Below are 16,274 nucleotides of genomic sequence, written 5' to 3' on the forward strand. Positions count from 1 at the left end.
AACTATTTTAGGCTATAACGACGACAAGATAAGAAATAATTTATATTGAAAAACAGAAATAAAAAAATTAATTGTATTTACAACACTAATAAATACATGCAGCTTGGCGATCCAATAAAGCGTTCGTACAGGGCAAGTTTAAGCTACCAAGGGCTTCGATTAAGCGAGAAGCTGTTTCAATAACTGGAGATTTTCCAGCGCTGCCCCGGCGGTATTGTTGAAGTAAACGTAAACTATTTTACCCTCCTGCTGCCATTCATTGATGTACGAAGCATATTCAGAAAGGAAACTTTCGCTGTAACTTCCTTTATAATTGCCCGATGGGCCATGAAAGCGCAGGTAAACCAGTTCATCGGCGGTGATTTCCATGGGCGTGGCCGATTTGGGCATATCCTGCAGTACCATTGCTGCCTGGTACCAGTTTAAAAGTTCAAAAACTTCATCCCTGTACCAGGACGGGTGACGAAATTCGACGGCCATGGACCAGGTATAAGGTTTAAGGGCCTCCAGCAATTCCGTTAACTGAGGAAGAGCTCCCGCCTGCAGGCTTGGCGGAAACTGAACAAGCAGACAACCCCGCTCAGTTTCCGGCAAATGGATAGCCTGCATAAAACGGGTAACCTCTTCCTCATTAAAAAACAAACTTTTCTGGTGCGTGATCCCCTGCCACAGCTTGAAAGTGAAACGAAACCCCTCGGTTACTTCCGTTGCCCACCGGGCTATGGTTTTTGCCTGCGGGATTTTATAAAAAGAGCTGTTGATCTCTATACTGTTCTCCTGCAAAGCATAATAACCCAGCCGCGACAAATGGCTGTATTCAGGGGGAAAATCCCGCCTGGGCCTGTCGATTTGTAAGCCACTGGTACCTCCAAAAAATAGTCCTTTCATAGGTCAAGTATGATATACCAATGATTGTCATCGTCAAGGGCATAAGCCAGGCCGTCACTCAATTCAAAAACGTCACGGCCATGTTTTTGACTAAAGTAGATTTTCTCATCACGGATAATAGTACCATTGTTTTCCACCCGCAGAAAAAAGTAGCGCGCCTATATTCGGTGCAACATCTTTAAGGTGCCTGGCCTCCCCCTCTTTTACAAATGCCGAACTCATGCCTGTTTAAGTTTGGCTTCCATGCTTTGGGTAGTGTGCGGCACCGCAAGCAGGCGTTCCCTTGGTATCAGTTTACCGGTAGAACGGCAAATGCCATAAGTCCTGTTTTCAATACGCATCAGCGCGGCTTCAAGCTGCTCGATGAATTTTTTCTGACGGGCGGCCAGCTGGTTGATCTGTTCCTTTTCAAAAGTTGCCGAACCATCTTCAAGCGTCTTGCCCGCAATTGCGGCATCGTCCCCGTTGGTGTTTGAAGCACTTAGCGTTCCCACCAGTTCCTGCAGCTCTTCGCGTGCCATGCCGATCTTTTCTTTGATCAACGTTTTGAATTCATGTAATTCGGTATCAGTGTACCGTGTTTTAGTAGTTTCTTGTTGCATGATTGGCTTAACAAACATTTGCATAAATGGTTGACATAAATGTGATAAGCCAAACAAAACTGTTCAAATCGTTCCCTTTGGATTAACCCCTAACAGCACTTCCCCGCGAAAAAGTTGATTATTCAGCCGACCCTCTCCTCAATTTAATTAAATAATTAAAAATATTCTTCAAAAGAACTATTACGCATTTACAATGTATTTAAAATCTATTCAATGACATTTATGAACCTCAAACGAGATGTTACCAGGAATAGTCCCTGGCAGTCTCTCAGCAGTCCGGCAGCCAGGGTTAAGACCTCCGGGTAAAAGTATTTTTCCAGTGAAGATAGTAAAACCCTGAACATCTTATATCCCATTCCATAGGTATCATTTTTTAATGGCGCTGATATCGCCATTCCTTTCCATATACACCTTGTGTATCTTTTCTAAGTCTTCGGTAAGTGCAGATTTGCGAACGCTCTGCATCACATCTTCACGGCAAACCAGCGCCCGTTTCATCCGCTCTTCATCAAACCGGCCGCCACGAAAAAGCGGGATCTTCTCTCCTTCTACCCAACTAACCAAAGGACTGTTACGTGCAATAAGCCAGCCCAGCAGCCGGTGCAGCAGAACCATCACAAAGCAGCAAACAATAACCGGCACAAAAGCCGATGCGCCAACCACCGCCCTGCTCATAACAGCCCCAAGCGAAATGCTGACGATATTATCAAGCGGGGTACGTAACCCAAAAGAGCGACGTCCTGAAATGCGGATCAGTATAAGCGCTATAAAAAAGATAACAACGCCGCGGCTGCTCATTTGCAGCGCATTCAGGTCCTTCCCCTCTCCAAAAACAGTGATCAATAACTTTTCCATAACTCAATTTTTTAAAGGTCCGCTGCAAACAACTACGGGCTTGACGTTTTGGGCCGAACGATACCTTACCGCCAGCCAAATGCCCGCTGCAACAAACCCGATGATGATCAAAAATCTTATTTTGCTTATCATAAACTCAATAACTGACGCGCCACCGGCGCTTCCAGGAATCCGGTTACTCTGACCTCTTATTACTCCTGGTATAACGTTTTGATTTATTTTGTTGATTTACCTTCGCTGCATCAATAGAATGTGTTTTGGTAAGGTCACTCTCCTTTTGCGCCAGTTCTGATAAACGGATATAAAATTTGTACAGGTGATCCAGCTCCTCTTCAGTCAGGTCCTCAATATTTACCATCCTGTTACTGGTACCTTCGTGAGAGGCCAGCAATTCATTCAGTTTTAAATGGACAGCTTTCGAATCCTTATTCTGAGCTTTCTGGATAAGGAAGACCATTAAAAAAGTAACGATGGTTGTACCGGTATTGATAATAAGTTGCCAGGTCTCTGAGTAGTGAAATACCGGCCCGGTAACAGCCCATACAACGATGGTGGACACAGCGATAATAAAAGCGGCCGAACTGCCGGTTGCCGCAGTAGCCCAGTTAGAGAACCGCTCAAAGTAATTGATTTTCTTTTTCATGTTATTTCCAGCTAATAGTGATTTCGGCATTGCCGGGTATTAAATATTCAAAGTGGCCGCCTTTGCTTTTTTTGCCGTGGATAGGCTTATGATTAATGTGCACTTCTACCCCTGGTAATTTACCAGGACCGGTCTTAACCACCATCAGGCGGCAGTCGATGCGATTATCGCCCGCCATGCGGACATGAAGATAATCTTGCTTCCTGGTTGAAAATCGATAGAGAGGATAATCAGTGAAGACCATGAAAGGCTGATCGGGTATACGGATATAGTGGCGTGGCAGGATCCCGAAAGCGTTGCCTGCCCCATATACTTCCTGGCCTACCTGCCCTGATTTTTCCCAGCCGTCATGTAAATCCTCAAGCGCGATCCACAGGTTCGGATCAACCTCTCCTATTTTGGGCTTTTCCTGGAGCATTTCTTTTGGAAGCATTGTTGGGTAGTAATAAGCAGCACGGTCTACAAGGTAACGGACATATTCGGTTATCAGGAGGCGTACCGATGGTAAAATCTCAATATCTTGGGCGTTGCGGAGATAGTCATGCAGCGCGCAAAACACTTCCTGCTCTTCGTATACTGCCGTATAAGGAGCATCATTAAGCGGAAACAGCGCAAAAAATGTCGGGAAGTTCTTCCCATAGCCATAATCACAGTCCCAAAGCTTCACGTTGTTAAATACACCGGCCAGGCACAGATAACTAAGCTGGCGGTAAATTTCTTTTTTGGTGATTTTATATAAGCGCAGCATTGCACCAGCTGAAAAGGCTGTATTGTTGGCCTGATAAAACAGGTCGAACCCCTGTCCGCGCAAATGCATAGCAGCTTTTTCCGCTTCGGTTAAATATCGTTTTTCGCCCGTAAGCTCCCAGGCCTGCAGCATGACATGGGCAAATAAACCCGGCACATCCTTTTCACCTCCTTTGCCTGGCTGCGTTTCGGCTTTCACTACCTCAAGAGTATCCACTTTATAAAAAACCGGCCATTTATAATCAAAATGATGCGCCACCCTTATCGAAAATTCCAAAGAATCCAAAAAGAGTTTCCTGGCAACCTTATCGCCCTTCAGCGCAAGGCGCGACAGGTTTAACAAAGGGTGGTGCAGGTACCAGGAATCCATAACCAGCGGTTGTTTTTGCTCCTCCTCACCTTCCAGCGTATCGGCTGCTTTTGGGTGCCAGCGCATTATGGTGCTGTATTTTTCACTATAGAATGATGGCAAGCTGGCTTTAACTTTTTCATTACTTCCAGTTCCGCGCCGCTCCATTCCACATAATCAAGTAAAGGAAGCAGTACCGCCAGTTGCACCATGATTTCGGGAGGAGTGACATAGTCTGATACATAGGCGTTAAAATAATGATGACCATCAAGTTGTACCCAGCAGCCCGGGCTGTCTATCAGGTCCTTTAGTCCTTTGCCAAGTATGTCGGGCCAATGGGTATAATTGGTTGCCGGTTTGGGTAAAGCCAGGTAAACTTCAGCCAGCAGGTTGAGATATTGCTGAGCCATAGCCGCCTCATCATCAGGCACTTCTTCCGAAAAAACAATAAAGGCATCACTCAAAGTATAGCTTTTACCTGCTGCCAGCGGTTTATTTTTAATGGTGGGCGGCAGGCCGAAGCCGATTTCGGGCCATTCGCCGCCTACACTGTCCCCTGCGGAGGTTTCGGTTTGCTGGTTGTAACCGGCCAAAGCGGTCAGGTTTTGCAGATATAATACCGAACCCGCTTTTGGCTGGTTCATGCTAAAATAGAGCTGTCCCGAACGTGTACCCACCTGCCGGGTATGTATTTGTCCTTCGGCCATGCTTTCACTTTCCCCGGAACCAAGCGGCACAATGTCGCGCGGCCAGTAAGGGGACAATAAGGTGGAGGCCGGCGTTAACCTGGTGGTGTAATGAAGTACGGGCCGGTTTTCTGTGGGTAGCGTCAAAACAACTTCGTAGTCGCCCAGTAACGAGCCAATCTTCAATCGCAGGTCATTTTTCCTTTCTTTTATTGTGATCTGCAACCGGTCGTTTGGTGAATAAGCCAGCCGGAAAGCAATCTGGTTGCCATCCGGCCATCGAGCCACCAGCCAGCAACTGTCGCCAAGGTCATATATTTTAAAATCATAATTGCCTGCTGTGGTTTTATATACCGGAATAAGGTCAGGCAAGTGCAGGGCGGCTTTGGTATTCCAAAACCAGGGTGATGCGTTCATAGGTTTAAATCGATTAACAATTAAAAAAATCGTTGAAAAAATATCTTTTAAATGATAATTAAAACATCGCTCACTGTTTTAAGTTTTAAGTATAAAACTATCAGTCTATGAAAAAGTTAACTACACCACTATTCTTAAGCCTTTGCGTGTTATTGAGCAGCTGTGATGCCATTGTCGGTATTTTTAAAGCAGGTGCTGCCGTGGGCATTTTCGCGGTAATCGTCGTTATCGCGGTCATCATCTGGGTTATCTCATTGTTTCGCGGCCGCAGCAATTAACAGGTAGATCATGGAAAAAGAGCTGCAGAATTTTAAGATCGCCCGCTTCGCGCTTAATGCCCGTTATGATGACATCGGTGAAACCGCCATCGAATAACTGAAACGCCATTTGCTTGATGCTTTGGGGTCGCTGATCCACGCTGGTAACAAACCTGCCATCCCCAAATTATTGAGGCAATTGCAGGCTATGGGCGAAGGCGGCAAATGCAAAATGCAGCCAATTGAAAGTAAGTACAGGTTTCCCGCTTCATCAACCGCTGATAGTTGCCTGCCTGCTTGATCCTTATACTGTTGCTTATCTCTATAAAATGAAAACCAAGGTGGAGATCGGCCTCAAAAACAGCCAAACCCTAATTAGGGAACAGGGAGATTATCATGTTTTTTTACACGTCCGTTTACGTGGAATGATACGATTGAAAAATTTCGGCGGCTCAGCAACAATATTTTTCCGCAGAGATGCAGGACCAACTGATAGGCATCGTTCGTACCCTCGAAAACCTTCCTGAAATTTCAACCTTAATTAACCTGCTGGCAGCCTATATAAAAAAATTATTTGAGCCACTATGGCAACTGCCAGGCCATTGCACAACCGGAGATTTACGAAATGGCACCCGTCAGGCGGCAAAACGCCGGACATGGTTAATGAGCTCATTGACATCAAAAGGCTTGGCCAGATAATCATTGGCGCCACATTGTTTCTCGTTCATCGTATGCAACCCGTGACTTGCCGAAACAATGATTATAGGTATATCCTGCATACCCGGGTCATTCTTCAAATGTTTACAAATGTCACGGCCATCCATATCGCCCAGCATAACATCCAGCAGCACAACATCCGGTCGTAAGACTTGTATAGCTTCAAGGACGCCATGACCATTATCCAGTTCGGTTACCGCATATCCCTCCATTTCCAGGATCAGGTGCATTAATTCACGAATGTCCTTATCATCATCAACAACCAGGACTCTCTTCTGATAAGAGGCAATCATTATAGTTCTAAAAGCTACGTTTTAACATAACTCTTTTCACACAAACATCATGCCCTGATATCGGAGGATTATTGAAAAATAGGTAGACACCCCATCTTCTGACCTGTTTAAAGCCCCTTAAAGAGCAACCAACTCTTCGTTTTCTATTGGCACAGTAAAATAGAACGTACTTCCGATCCTTGCCTTACTTTCAAACCGTATGATGCCATTGTTTCTTTCTACAAACTCTTTACATAATAACAGCTCAAGACCGCTTTCCTTTTCACTGGCTGTACCAAAAGTAGTATATGAGGTATATTTGTTGAATATTTTTGATTGCGCTTGTTCAGGGATACCTTTCCCGTTGTCCCGGAGGTGAAGCCATGTGTTTATTTTTTTAATAAAGATGCCGGGGGTACAGTATAGCTGCGTATTAACCCAAAGGTGAGTGCCTGTACTGCTATAGCAAATATCCAGAGTGTATTTAAACGTTTTAATCCCGAGCAACCCTTTCAATATACTTTTATCGACGGAGCCTACGCTCAAAAATTTGGTAACGAGCAGCGCATGGGCAGGCTGGCCGCCTTTTTTGCCGGGCTGGCAATCTTTATCAGTTGCCTGGGATTGTTTGGCATGGCTTCCTTTATGACCGAACAACGTGTAAAAGAAATCGGCGTTGGTAAGATGTTGGGGGCAACAGTTTTCAACCTTTGGCGGTTATTATCTGCAGATTTCATTAGCCTGGTCATGCTTTCATTACTATTGGCTACACCTATAGCATTTTACCTGATGTACAACTGGCTTCAACATTTTGATTACCGGACGGGTATATCGGCATGGATATTTATCGTTACCGGTTTTACTGCCCTTGTCATCACACTGCTTACGGTTAGCTTACACACGATAAAAGCAGCGTTAACTTGCCCCATAAAAAGCCTGAAAAGCGAATAGCCGGAACAATTCCGGCTACGGCATATGGAGTATAATACTAAAAAACCTGTCGTAACTTTATTCAGGCAGGCTTTCGCTAAGGCAAAGTGATGTGAAGTTTTTACTAAGTTTTAATGTTAACCATTAAATGACCTGTTTAAAGGTCGCGCGCAATTTGCATGACTTTTTCCGCTTCAATGCGACGGTGGATCTCATGCACCATGCTGTCCATTTCCGCGGCGCATTCGCGGAGTTTTGAAAAGATTTCTTTTCGCTCGCTCTCATCTTCAGTCATATCCAGCAGGTTTACCAATCCGAGCATAGTTGCCACGGGCCGCCTTATCTCATGTGAGCTTATCCACGCAACCTCACGGAGTAAACGGTTCTGCCTGTTAATCTCTTCTTCTTTTTCTTTACGGTAGGTTATATCCTGACAAACGATGATGTAACCCTGAAAAGCGTTATCTTCATCATATGCCGGGGTTAACTGGGCTGATACCCAAACCGGGGTTCTGTTTTTGGTATAAATGATTGTATCTATACCAAAAGCTTCCCTGGCCTGTTGCTTTCTTATTAACGTTTGGATCACCGGGTCATCGGGGTCTGTCAAAAAATCACCCGGCATTTTATTTACTACCTCTTCCATAGCGTAACCGGTCAGCTCTACAAAGGCATTATTTACCCATTGTACCCTTCGCAGGTCATCTGTAATAAGCACCATGTTATTTACCTGTTTGATGATGCGCGCCAGCCGCTTATTTTCCTGGGTGCTGCGTTTAAGGGCATCAATATCTCTTACCGCCCCTATCAGTCGTATCGGCTGCTTTTGTTCGTTATATATAAAATACCCCTGGTCCATCACGTATTTATATTCGCCTTTACCGCAATTGAGCCGGTATTCGCATTCCCAGTTGGTTAAACCCGCGCGGCTAATCTTTTCCTGGCTGCTCACTACTTCTTCCATATCATCCGGATGAATCAGTGACCGCCACCATTCCAGCTCATAACTAATTTCATCGAGCGGTATTTGCACCAAATGCGTAAGGCTTGTATTGTATACCAGTTTGTTTTCAACAATATTAAGGTCATAAACAACATCCCTCGTCGCCTGGGCCACCAGTTCGTAACGTTCAACTGCTTCTTTTAACCGTTCATCTTTAAGCCTGTCTTCGGTAATGTCGGCGAAGTATACAGCAACGCCTTCATCAGTAGGATATGCAGCCATTCTCAGCCAGCGCTGCAGGACAACCGAGTAATCTTCGTGCCTTACAATAATCCTTTCTTCAAGCGCTTTCTGGTAAACATGATAAAACTTATTTTCGGCTTTAGGAAAAAACTCAAAAACACTTGCACCAATAATCCGACTTCTGTCTGTTTTAACCATCTCCCGAAAAATATCGTTTATCCGGGTTATTTTCATTTGGTGGTCGAGCTCGAAAAAACAATCGGTGATACTGTTCAGCGTATGCTCAAAGCTATACTGGTACCGGTTACGCTCCATTTCCAATAGCTTGAGCTCAGTAATATCCTGTAGCGAACCTGCTATTTTAAGTTCCTGCTCCCCGCTGCTTTCTACGCGGGCAAGCTGCCGGATGTAACGGGTTGTGCCGTCCAGCGCAGTAATGCGGTGCGTTATATCGAGTTGTTTACCGGTACTGATCAGGTCATGCAAAGCGTTGATCATCAGCGGCCGGTCTTCCGGAAAAATATGCTGTACATAAATATCGAAAGCTTCGCGCCCATCTCGTTTCAAGCCCGCAATGCGATAAACTTCGTCTGACCATATCAACTTGTTTTCGCGAGGGTAGAATTCCCATCCGGCCACCCGCGACAACAACTGGGTTTCACTGAGCTTGTGTTTTTCTTCTAAAAGCTCCTGGTTTACTTTTTCAAGAGCCCGCTCAAATGCCACCCGTTCGGTCATATCACGTATCATAACCATGATATGAGGCTTTTTATTGAACCAGATTTTATGGGAGGTAATATTTACATAAACCAGTTGCCCGTCCTTTTTAATGTGACGCCAGGTACCGCTATCATTGAGCTTACTGTTCACCCGCTCTGATGAAGAAATCACATTTTCCCGGTCTTCCAAAGGCCTGATATCCAGAATTGTCCGCTGCCTGAACTCTTCCGCACTGTAGCCATAAACAGCAATGGCGGCATCATTTACCGAAATGAACCGGAGTGTCCCCGGCTCGTAAATCCACATCGGGTTTGGATTGGATTCATACATGCTCCGGTATTGCTTTTCGCTCTGCTTCAACCTTTGGTCTTCTGACCTGATCAAAGCGTAAAGAGCAATTGCTGTAACCACCACAAACAAGCACCCTTTTCCTAAACTCAGCCACAGGTATTGGTTGGGGCTAAGTATTCCTTCGAAATAAAACAATAGCCGGTCACTGAACATGATCCACAACAGGCTAATCAACAAATAAGCAAAGGCAATTCCAAACGCCCCTTTTCTCATATATAGTTAGTAAATCAATAAAGTTGTTAAACGTTATTGTTAATTAGTAAGTTACCAATTAAAAAAATTAAGCCCCTTAGTTAAAGTTAAACCTTTGTATAAATAGCAGGCATAAAATTGTAACATCTATGTTACCTTCAGCATTTATTACCGGCAACGCCAAACCATCTCCGTGTTTTTTTCGTAAAATCATAAATTATTGCATACCCCTTAAAAACATTGTTACCCGGTATCTCTATGCGACTGAACTTTACCCGCAATTTGCAGCTCGGCTACGGGTTTTCAATATTGATCCTGTTGATCGTAGGATTGTTTTCTTACGCTACGATTAATAATTTGCTAAACAGCAATAAAGCTGTTGGGCACAGCACGCTGGTGATCCAGAAGCTTGAACAAGCTATTTCATCAATGAAAGATGCAGAAACAGGACAGCGTGGCTTTCTACTCACAGGCAAGGCCATCTTCTTAGGTCCTTATAAGGGTGCATATCTCAAAACACAGAGCCTGATTAGCGAGGTAAGTGCCTTAACCGCCGGTAACGCCCTGCAGGAGGCCAACATGGCAGGCATCCGTGTAATACTAACCCATCGAATGGCTATCCTGGAGCAACTTGTTTCAAAAAAACAACATCAACAGCTTGTTTCCACTGCCGATCTGGAAGAAGGAAGATCTGCCATGGATGAATTACGACATGCCATTGACCATGCAGAAGATACCGAACGCAAACTATTGGATGAACGCCGGGCAGTTTTGGAGCGTTATACCTTTGTTGCTCCTGCAGCCATAATCGTAGTGCTCATACTCGCCGTTGTGATCGCCTCACTATCATATATCAGTGCAATTCGCGATGTGAAGGTCAAAGACCGTCTGCAGCGGGAACTGGAGGTCAAAGAACAGGAGACCGCGGCTTTTAATGAGGAACTTACCGCGGCTAACGAAGAGATCAGCACAGCAAACGAAGAACTCATCTCTATCAATGGTGAGCTTTTGGAGGCACAACAAGCACTTTCACGGATGAACGGATCGCTGGAGGAACTGGTAGCCGCACGCACTAAATCCCTTGCAGAAAGCGAAGAGGAAACACAAGCCCTTAATGAAGAACTTACAGCTATTAACGAAGAACTTGCGGCATCAAACGAAGAAATGCTGGCAAGTAATGAGGAACTGCAAAGAAGCAGGGAAGAAATACAAAAGAAGGAGCAGTTATTCCGTTCTATAGCCGTCAATATTCCCCGCTCGCTGATCCTCGTTATTGACAGGGAGTATAACCTGATAACGATGGAAGGTGACCTGATGCAAAAATTAGGTTACAACGAAGATAGTTATGCAGGTTTACACATGGCCGAACTTAACTCTCCGGAGCGATATGCCATAACCAGGGAGTACCATGAGCTGATGTTGAACGGTGAGCAGATAAGGACCGAACTTAAAAGCACCGGCGGTCATGATCTGCAGGTAGATTTTGTACCATTAACAGATGAACGGGGAATGGTTTATGCCGGACTGGTGATCGCGCTTGACATATCCGATCAGAAAAAGCAGAGGAACGCAGTGCCAAACTGGCCGCCATCGTAGAATCATCAGATGATGCGATAATAGGCAAATCGCTGGATGGGACGATCACCAGCTGGAACAAATCTGCAGAAAGGATCTTTGGTTATCCAGCCTCAGAAATGATAGGACAATCTATTCTTAAACTGGTTCCGGAAGACCGGCAGGATGAGGAACCGCAGATAATAGCCCGCTTGAAAAACGGGGAGCGCATGGAACATTTTGAGACAAAAAGACTGGCGAATGGTGGTCGTGTCCTGGACGTATCCCTAACCATTTCGCCTATACGTGACAAACACGGAAAGATCACCGGGGTTTCCAAGATCGCCAGGGATATTTCAGAACAGAAACAGGACGAGCTGCGAAAAAATGATTTTATAGGCATGGTGAGCCATGAACTTAAAACCCCGTTAACCTCGTTGATGGCGCTGATCCAGGTAGCTAACCTCAAGTTGAAAAATAATCCTGATAATTTTCTCGCGGGTGCTATGGAAAAAGCGGATATCCAAGCGAAGAGGATGAGCAGCATGATTAACGGGTTCCTGAATATATCGCGCCTGGAATCGGGCAAAATCGCGATCAATAAAGAATTATTTGATCTGGACCTGCTGATCAGGGAAGTTGTTGAGGAATACGGGCTCACTGTTTCCACTCATATTATTGACATTGATATCAGTAATCATGTGCAGGTTAACGCCGACAGGGAAAAGATCGGCTCGGTAATTTCCAACCTGATTAGCAACGCCGTTAAATACTCGCCCAAACGCAGGAAGATTGAAGTGAAATGCGCTCCGGTCAATGGCTTTGCACAGGTTAGCATAAAAGATGAGGGAATGGGGGTTAATGCACAGGACCTGCCGAGGATCTTTGACCGTTATTACCGGGTTGAAAGCAACCAAACCCGTCATATTTCAGGTTTCGGTATAGGACTTTATTTAAGTGCCGAGATCGTCCGCCGGCACGAAGGACAGATCTGGGCAGAAAGCGAAAGCGGTACAGGATCTGTTTTTCACTTCAGTTTACCGTTGGCTTAAACCGAGCATCCTTACGGGTATTACGGGTAACCGGAGATTTTTTATTAATTTACCTATCGCACCCGTTAAAGTTTAAAGTAGCATACGATGCCCGAAAAAAAGGCATTTTATTTACATTACATCACCTGGGCAATAGTGAACGGGCTTGGGGATGTGCTGCGGAATGGGGAGTTGTGGCACCTGTTTGATACAAATTACCGGCCATAACTCAGCAATAAAAATAAATGTACTGAGCTGCAGCATCCTGATCAATGACGATCTATCAAATACGGATATATTTATACCGGAGAAAATATATTAAAAGATCCTGTGAATGCTGATATAGCCTTGCTAATGTTTTTAATTCTATTTCTTTTTCGATGTTGCTAATCATTTCTTTCAACAAAGCTTTAAAATAACTGAATACTAATAAATTACATCACACCAGGATAGCTTTTAAATTAGCAGATGTAGTTGAATATACCTAAATTTAAAAAAAGATTGATGCATACAGGCTCCCAACCAAAGATGAAACGAGCTGAAACGATACCAAAATGCAAACTGATTATCCTGTGCTTTCTTTTGGCCATTTCAGCAAACGCGCAGGAAATTACCAGGCACCATGTTGATTCTTTGCTTTCGCAAAAAAGCTTCCCTGGTTCTTCCGCCGACCGCATCCATGTTGCGCTGCAACTGGCGGAGTTTTTCACCCATCTGCGCCACCCTTCCACTGCACAGTTGGATAGTGCTTCTCATTTTATTAACCAGGCCGAACAGCTTAATTACCGCTCTCCGCAGGCTGAAACCAGCTTTCGCATTGCATTGATCCGTTCGGCTTTTTACAAGTCGAAAGGCCAATCCAAAAACGGCCGCGCATTGCTTGAACAAACCATACAGGAAATTAAGCAGGCACATAACTGGGTGCTGCTTGGTAAAGCTTATTTTGAGTTATCTGAATATTACAGCCAGGATTTTTTACAGCAAAGCATGATTTCCCGGATTGATTACCTGAACCAGGCCATCGGTGCTTTTGAACGTACAAACCACCTGGTTGAACTTGCCCGGTGTTACCGGTTACTAGCCGACCTTCACCAGATGATGAATGATTATACCCTTGCTTTTGCCGAAACTAAAAAAGCATTAGCCTATTATGACCAGGCCCATTACACGGAAACCCAGGGGCTGTACGCGTTATTAGGAAGGCTGTATTATACCCAGGGCGACTATAAAACAGCAATCAGCTATGAACTGAGGGCCCTGAAAATTGCCACCACAAGCCACGCGGATAATGTGAGGTTAATATGCCAGATCAACAATAACCTGGGCTATAATTTTGTAAAGCTTGGCGACAATCAAAAGGCCATCAATTATTTTTCACGTGCTTTGGAAATTGCCAAATCAGAGAAAGATAATGCAACCATATACCTGCTGGCAGGCAATATAGTTGATGTTTACCTCCGGATGCATAAGCCCCAAAAAGCCCAAGCTTTTTTAACACAGGTAACTCGAAAATTCATACAGCCCTCCGGAGAATTATATGAAGGAGGCGATGAGGTAAGTCAAACCTATCTTAAAGTTTACCTGGCATTAAAACAGTATGATACGGCCAAACTTTACTGCGACAAACTGATACAGCAAACTAACAATTCCAACCTCAACTTATATGCCCGGACCAGCTATTATGAACTAATCATTAAGTTTTACACCGCAACCTCCAGGTTTGCCGAAGCGTTAAAATACCTCAAAATGAATCAGGATCTATTGAGGAAGATTGGCAATAACAATGACCTTGGCACCAATGAAACTCTTTGGTTTGGCCTTGATACCAGCCGGAGGCAGTATCAGTCGGCTATTCATCATCTTATATCAGCCAATACCATCAAAGACTCGATATTTAATACCACCAAAAGCAAACAGATTGAGCAGTTGCAAATTGAGTATGAAACCCGGCAAAAAGAAGCACAAATTACACTTTTAAACCAAAAGAGCAAGCTTGAGCAGGCTAATTTACAGCAGGCCAACCTGGTTAAAAACCTTACTATCGGCGCCATATTTTTATTACTGGTCATAGCGGCTTTATTATTCAGGCAAAACGTACATAAGCAAAAAAGCAACGAAGTGATCACTTCCAAAAACGTTCTTCTGGAAGATTTGCTGCTGCAAAAGGAATGGTTATTGAAAGAAGTACATCACCGGGTAAAAAACAACCTGCAAATTGTAATGAGCATTCTGAACACCCAGTCGGCTTATTTACAAAATGATATCGCGCTTGAAGCAATTCGCGGCAGCCAGCACCGGGTAAACGCTATCGCGCTTTTACACCAGAAACTCTACAGCAGTACAACAACTGCCCTCGTATCTATGCCCGCTTATATTGGTGAATTGATCGATTACCTGAGCGATTCGTTCGATACAGGTTACAGGCAGATCAAAATAAACCAGGTATTAAATCCTCTTAACCTTGATCCGGCCCTGGCGGTACCCATCGGCTTAATATTAAACGAAGCTATCACCAATGCTATAAAATATGCTTTTGATCATAAGGGCGGCGAGATCAAGGTGAGCCTGTCAACATCAGACGATGAAAACGCTATTTTAAAGGTCTCTGACACAGGGCGCGGCCTCCCTCCCGACTTTGACTTTAGTGAAGCTAATTCCCTTGGGATGGAAATGATGAAGGCGCTTGGCAAGCAGTTAAAGGGGAAATTTGTAATTGAAAATGGCCATGGCGTTACCTTAACGATAACCTTTCCTATTGAACAAAACCGGGAAGAAGTTTTTGTAGAAAAGGACTATTTATAGTGCACCTTAATTGATAACCTTTCGGCCCGGCAAAATCTTAGCTTATACATAAATATTTAACGTATCACAATGAAAAATAAACTTCTTTTAATCAAAAGCTTGTTCCGTTGATCGTTGTTTTTTTACAGCGCAGTCCTTTTATTACCGTTAGCTTTCGTCTTCTAAAAACTTGAAGTAAAGCACAATATTCACTAACTCTTTTCAACCAATGATTGAAAGAACTAAAAAAACTTATTTATTTATACCAGGCGGGTGGCATGGTGCGTGGGTATTTGATCCAATAACAACGCGAATGAAATCGTATGAAAAAGATTGTTTTTCTTTAACATTACCCGGACTCGAGCAAAAAGCCGTTAGCCAAGACAAGATCATTAATTTGACAACTCATATTCAATTTGTCATTGATTTTATTGTTGAAAAGAAATTGACCGATGTGATCTTATGCGGGCATAGCTATGCTGGAATGGTTATTACAGGTGTAGCTGATATTATTCCTGAAAATATTTTCGGGCTTGTATACATAGATGCCTATATTCCCAAAGACGGGGATTCATGTTGGAAGCTAACTAGTGATCAATATCGCGAGCTTTTTGCAGCTGGCGCCGCGGCGGATGGATTTAATGTAGTTAGCAGACCAGGTTCTGATAGTAGAAGGCGCCCACACCCTTTGGCTACCTTTATGCAAAGTCTACAATTAATTGGTAACTACAAGCAAATTCGAAACCTTACTTTTATCTATCTCAGCGGCTGGGAAAGTACTCCTTTCCGGCAACTATATGAATTACATAAAAATTCTCCGGAATGGCGAGTGGAGGTGATTGATTGTGAACATAATGTTATGGAGCATCGCCCCGATGAATTGACTGAAATTTTACTGAGTATAGATAAATAGGCAATTTACCTAGTCTTGACCCATAATATTTGAATGATGCGATACGGCAAATCAGTCAACAAACGAGGAAACTCTCAAAAGTAATTTTCTTCTTCAGTCTGAAAATACAGCCATTCAACCGAGCGATAGCTCAAATGCCAAACAGGTTCATGATTGTATTGATTTTTTACGAGTTGTTAGGTC

At 44.0% G+C, this 16,274-nt stretch carries 17 protein-coding genes; 7 read left to right on the forward strand and 10 right to left on the reverse strand.

The window, feature by feature from the left end; genetic code table 11:
* Positions 1 to 159: 159 nt before the first annotated feature.
* The 7 genes from ACRQ5D_RS26210 to ACRQ5D_RS26240 all read right to left on the reverse strand — a co-directional run bounded on the left by ACRQ5D_RS26210 (position 160) and on the right by ACRQ5D_RS26240 (position 5,187).
* Positions 160 to 888, reverse strand: a complete 729-nt coding sequence (locus ACRQ5D_RS26210) for a DUF72 domain-containing protein (protein WP_091176200.1) — start codon at positions 886 to 888, stop codon at positions 160 to 162.
* On the reverse strand, positions 885 to 1,025 hold the full coding sequence (locus ACRQ5D_RS26215; protein ID WP_432327107.1) for a hypothetical protein: 141 nt from the start codon (positions 1,023 to 1,025) through the stop codon (positions 885 to 887). The genes ACRQ5D_RS26210 and ACRQ5D_RS26215 overlap by 4 nt, the downstream gene beginning before the upstream one ends.
* 81 nt (positions 1,026 to 1,106) lie before the next feature.
* Positions 1,107 to 1,490, reverse strand: a complete 384-nt coding sequence (locus ACRQ5D_RS26220; protein WP_091176224.1) for a TraR/DksA family transcriptional regulator — start codon at positions 1,488 to 1,490, stop codon at positions 1,107 to 1,109.
* 366 nt (positions 1,491 to 1,856) lie between these two features.
* Positions 1,857 to 2,345, reverse strand: coding sequence for a DUF421 domain-containing protein (locus tag ACRQ5D_RS26225; RefSeq protein ID WP_432327109.1), 489 nt, complete (start codon positions 2,343 to 2,345; stop codon positions 1,857 to 1,859).
* A gap of 175 nt (positions 2,346 to 2,520) precedes the next feature.
* Positions 2,521 to 2,988 (reverse strand): low affinity iron permease family protein, encoded by a 468-nt coding sequence (locus ACRQ5D_RS26230; RefSeq protein WP_091176222.1) that lies wholly within the window; start codon positions 2,986 to 2,988, stop codon positions 2,521 to 2,523.
* A gap of 1 nt (position 2,989) precedes the next feature.
* The gene (locus ACRQ5D_RS26235; protein WP_432327111.1) at positions 2,990 to 4,252 is read right to left on the reverse strand and encodes a hypothetical protein; all 1,263 of its coding nucleotides are present in this window, start codon (positions 4,250 to 4,252) and stop codon (positions 2,990 to 2,992) included.
* The gene (locus ACRQ5D_RS26240) at positions 4,171 to 5,187 is read right to left on the reverse strand and encodes a hypothetical protein (protein ID WP_432327113.1); all 1,017 of its coding nucleotides are present in this window, start codon (positions 5,185 to 5,187) and stop codon (positions 4,171 to 4,173) included. Before ACRQ5D_RS26240 ends, ACRQ5D_RS26235 begins: the two co-directional genes overlap by 82 nt.
* A 107-nt stretch (positions 5,188 to 5,294) precedes the next feature.
* Between ACRQ5D_RS26240 and ACRQ5D_RS26245 the strand changes: the two genes are divergently transcribed.
* Complete coding sequence (locus ACRQ5D_RS26245; protein ID WP_176844602.1) at positions 5,295 to 5,465, forward strand: hypothetical protein; 171 nt, start codon at positions 5,295 to 5,297, stop codon at positions 5,463 to 5,465.
* Positions 5,466 to 5,574: 109 nt separating this feature from the next.
* Complete coding sequence (locus ACRQ5D_RS26250; RefSeq protein ID WP_176844601.1) at positions 5,575 to 5,745, forward strand: hypothetical protein; 171 nt, start codon at positions 5,575 to 5,577, stop codon at positions 5,743 to 5,745.
* Positions 5,746 to 6,079: 334 nt separating this feature from the next.
* On the opposite strand, the gene ACRQ5D_RS26255 is transcribed toward ACRQ5D_RS26250, so the two are convergent.
* Together ACRQ5D_RS26255 and ACRQ5D_RS26260 are read right to left on the reverse strand one after the other, a co-directional pair.
* The gene (locus ACRQ5D_RS26255; protein WP_091176192.1) at positions 6,080 to 6,454 is read right to left on the reverse strand and encodes a response regulator; all 375 of its coding nucleotides are present in this window, start codon (positions 6,452 to 6,454) and stop codon (positions 6,080 to 6,082) included.
* A 117-nt stretch (positions 6,455 to 6,571) separates the two neighbouring features.
* Positions 6,572 to 6,979 carry a sensor histidine kinase gene (locus ACRQ5D_RS26260; protein ID WP_432327116.1) on the reverse strand — a complete coding sequence of 136 codons (408 nt, stop codon included), beginning with the start codon at positions 6,977 to 6,979 and terminating at the stop codon, positions 6,572 to 6,574.
* Between ACRQ5D_RS26260 and ACRQ5D_RS26265 the strand changes: the two genes are divergently transcribed.
* Positions 6,878 to 7,384, forward strand: coding sequence for an ABC transporter permease (locus ACRQ5D_RS26265; RefSeq protein ID WP_432327117.1), 507 nt, complete (start codon positions 6,878 to 6,880; stop codon positions 7,382 to 7,384). The two genes, ACRQ5D_RS26260 and ACRQ5D_RS26265, sit on opposite strands and share 102 nt — an antisense overlap.
* A gap of 136 nt (positions 7,385 to 7,520) precedes the next feature.
* Here the strand turns inward: ACRQ5D_RS26265 and ACRQ5D_RS26270 are convergent, their stop codons facing one another.
* Positions 7,521 to 9,833 carry a PAS domain S-box protein gene (locus tag ACRQ5D_RS26270; RefSeq protein ID WP_091176188.1) on the reverse strand — a complete coding sequence of 771 codons (2,313 nt, stop codon included), beginning with the start codon at positions 9,831 to 9,833 and terminating at the stop codon, positions 7,521 to 7,523.
* A 237-nt stretch (positions 9,834 to 10,070) separates the two neighbouring features.
* Here ACRQ5D_RS26270 and ACRQ5D_RS26275 point away from each other — a divergent pair, with 237 nt between their 5' ends.
* The 4 genes from ACRQ5D_RS26275 (at position 10,071) to ACRQ5D_RS26290 (ending at position 16,091) form a co-directional block, all read left to right on the forward strand.
* Complete coding sequence (locus ACRQ5D_RS26275) at positions 10,071 to 11,408, forward strand: CHASE3 domain-containing protein (protein WP_432327120.1); 1,338 nt, start codon at positions 10,071 to 10,073, stop codon at positions 11,406 to 11,408.
* Between the two features lie 20 nt (positions 11,409 to 11,428).
* Positions 11,429 to 12,418: a sensor histidine kinase gene (locus ACRQ5D_RS26280; RefSeq protein WP_432329874.1), complete on the forward strand. Its 990-nt coding sequence runs from the start codon at positions 11,429 to 11,431 to the stop codon at positions 12,416 to 12,418.
* Between the two features lie 507 nt (positions 12,419 to 12,925).
* Positions 12,926 to 15,199: a tetratricopeptide repeat-containing sensor histidine kinase gene (locus ACRQ5D_RS26285; protein WP_176844599.1), complete on the forward strand. Its 2,274-nt coding sequence runs from the start codon at positions 12,926 to 12,928 to the stop codon at positions 15,197 to 15,199.
* A gap of 208 nt (positions 15,200 to 15,407) precedes the next feature.
* Positions 15,408 to 16,091, forward strand: coding sequence for an alpha/beta fold hydrolase (locus ACRQ5D_RS26290; protein ID WP_091176181.1), 684 nt, complete (start codon positions 15,408 to 15,410; stop codon positions 16,089 to 16,091).
* The last annotated feature ends 183 nt before the right edge of the window (positions 16,092 to 16,274 follow it).

The sequence above is a fragment of the Mucilaginibacter sp. P25 genome (genome assembly GCF_050859465.1).
In the GTDB taxonomy this organism is placed as follows: domain Bacteria; phylum Bacteroidota; class Bacteroidia; order Sphingobacteriales; family Sphingobacteriaceae; genus Mucilaginibacter; species Mucilaginibacter gossypii.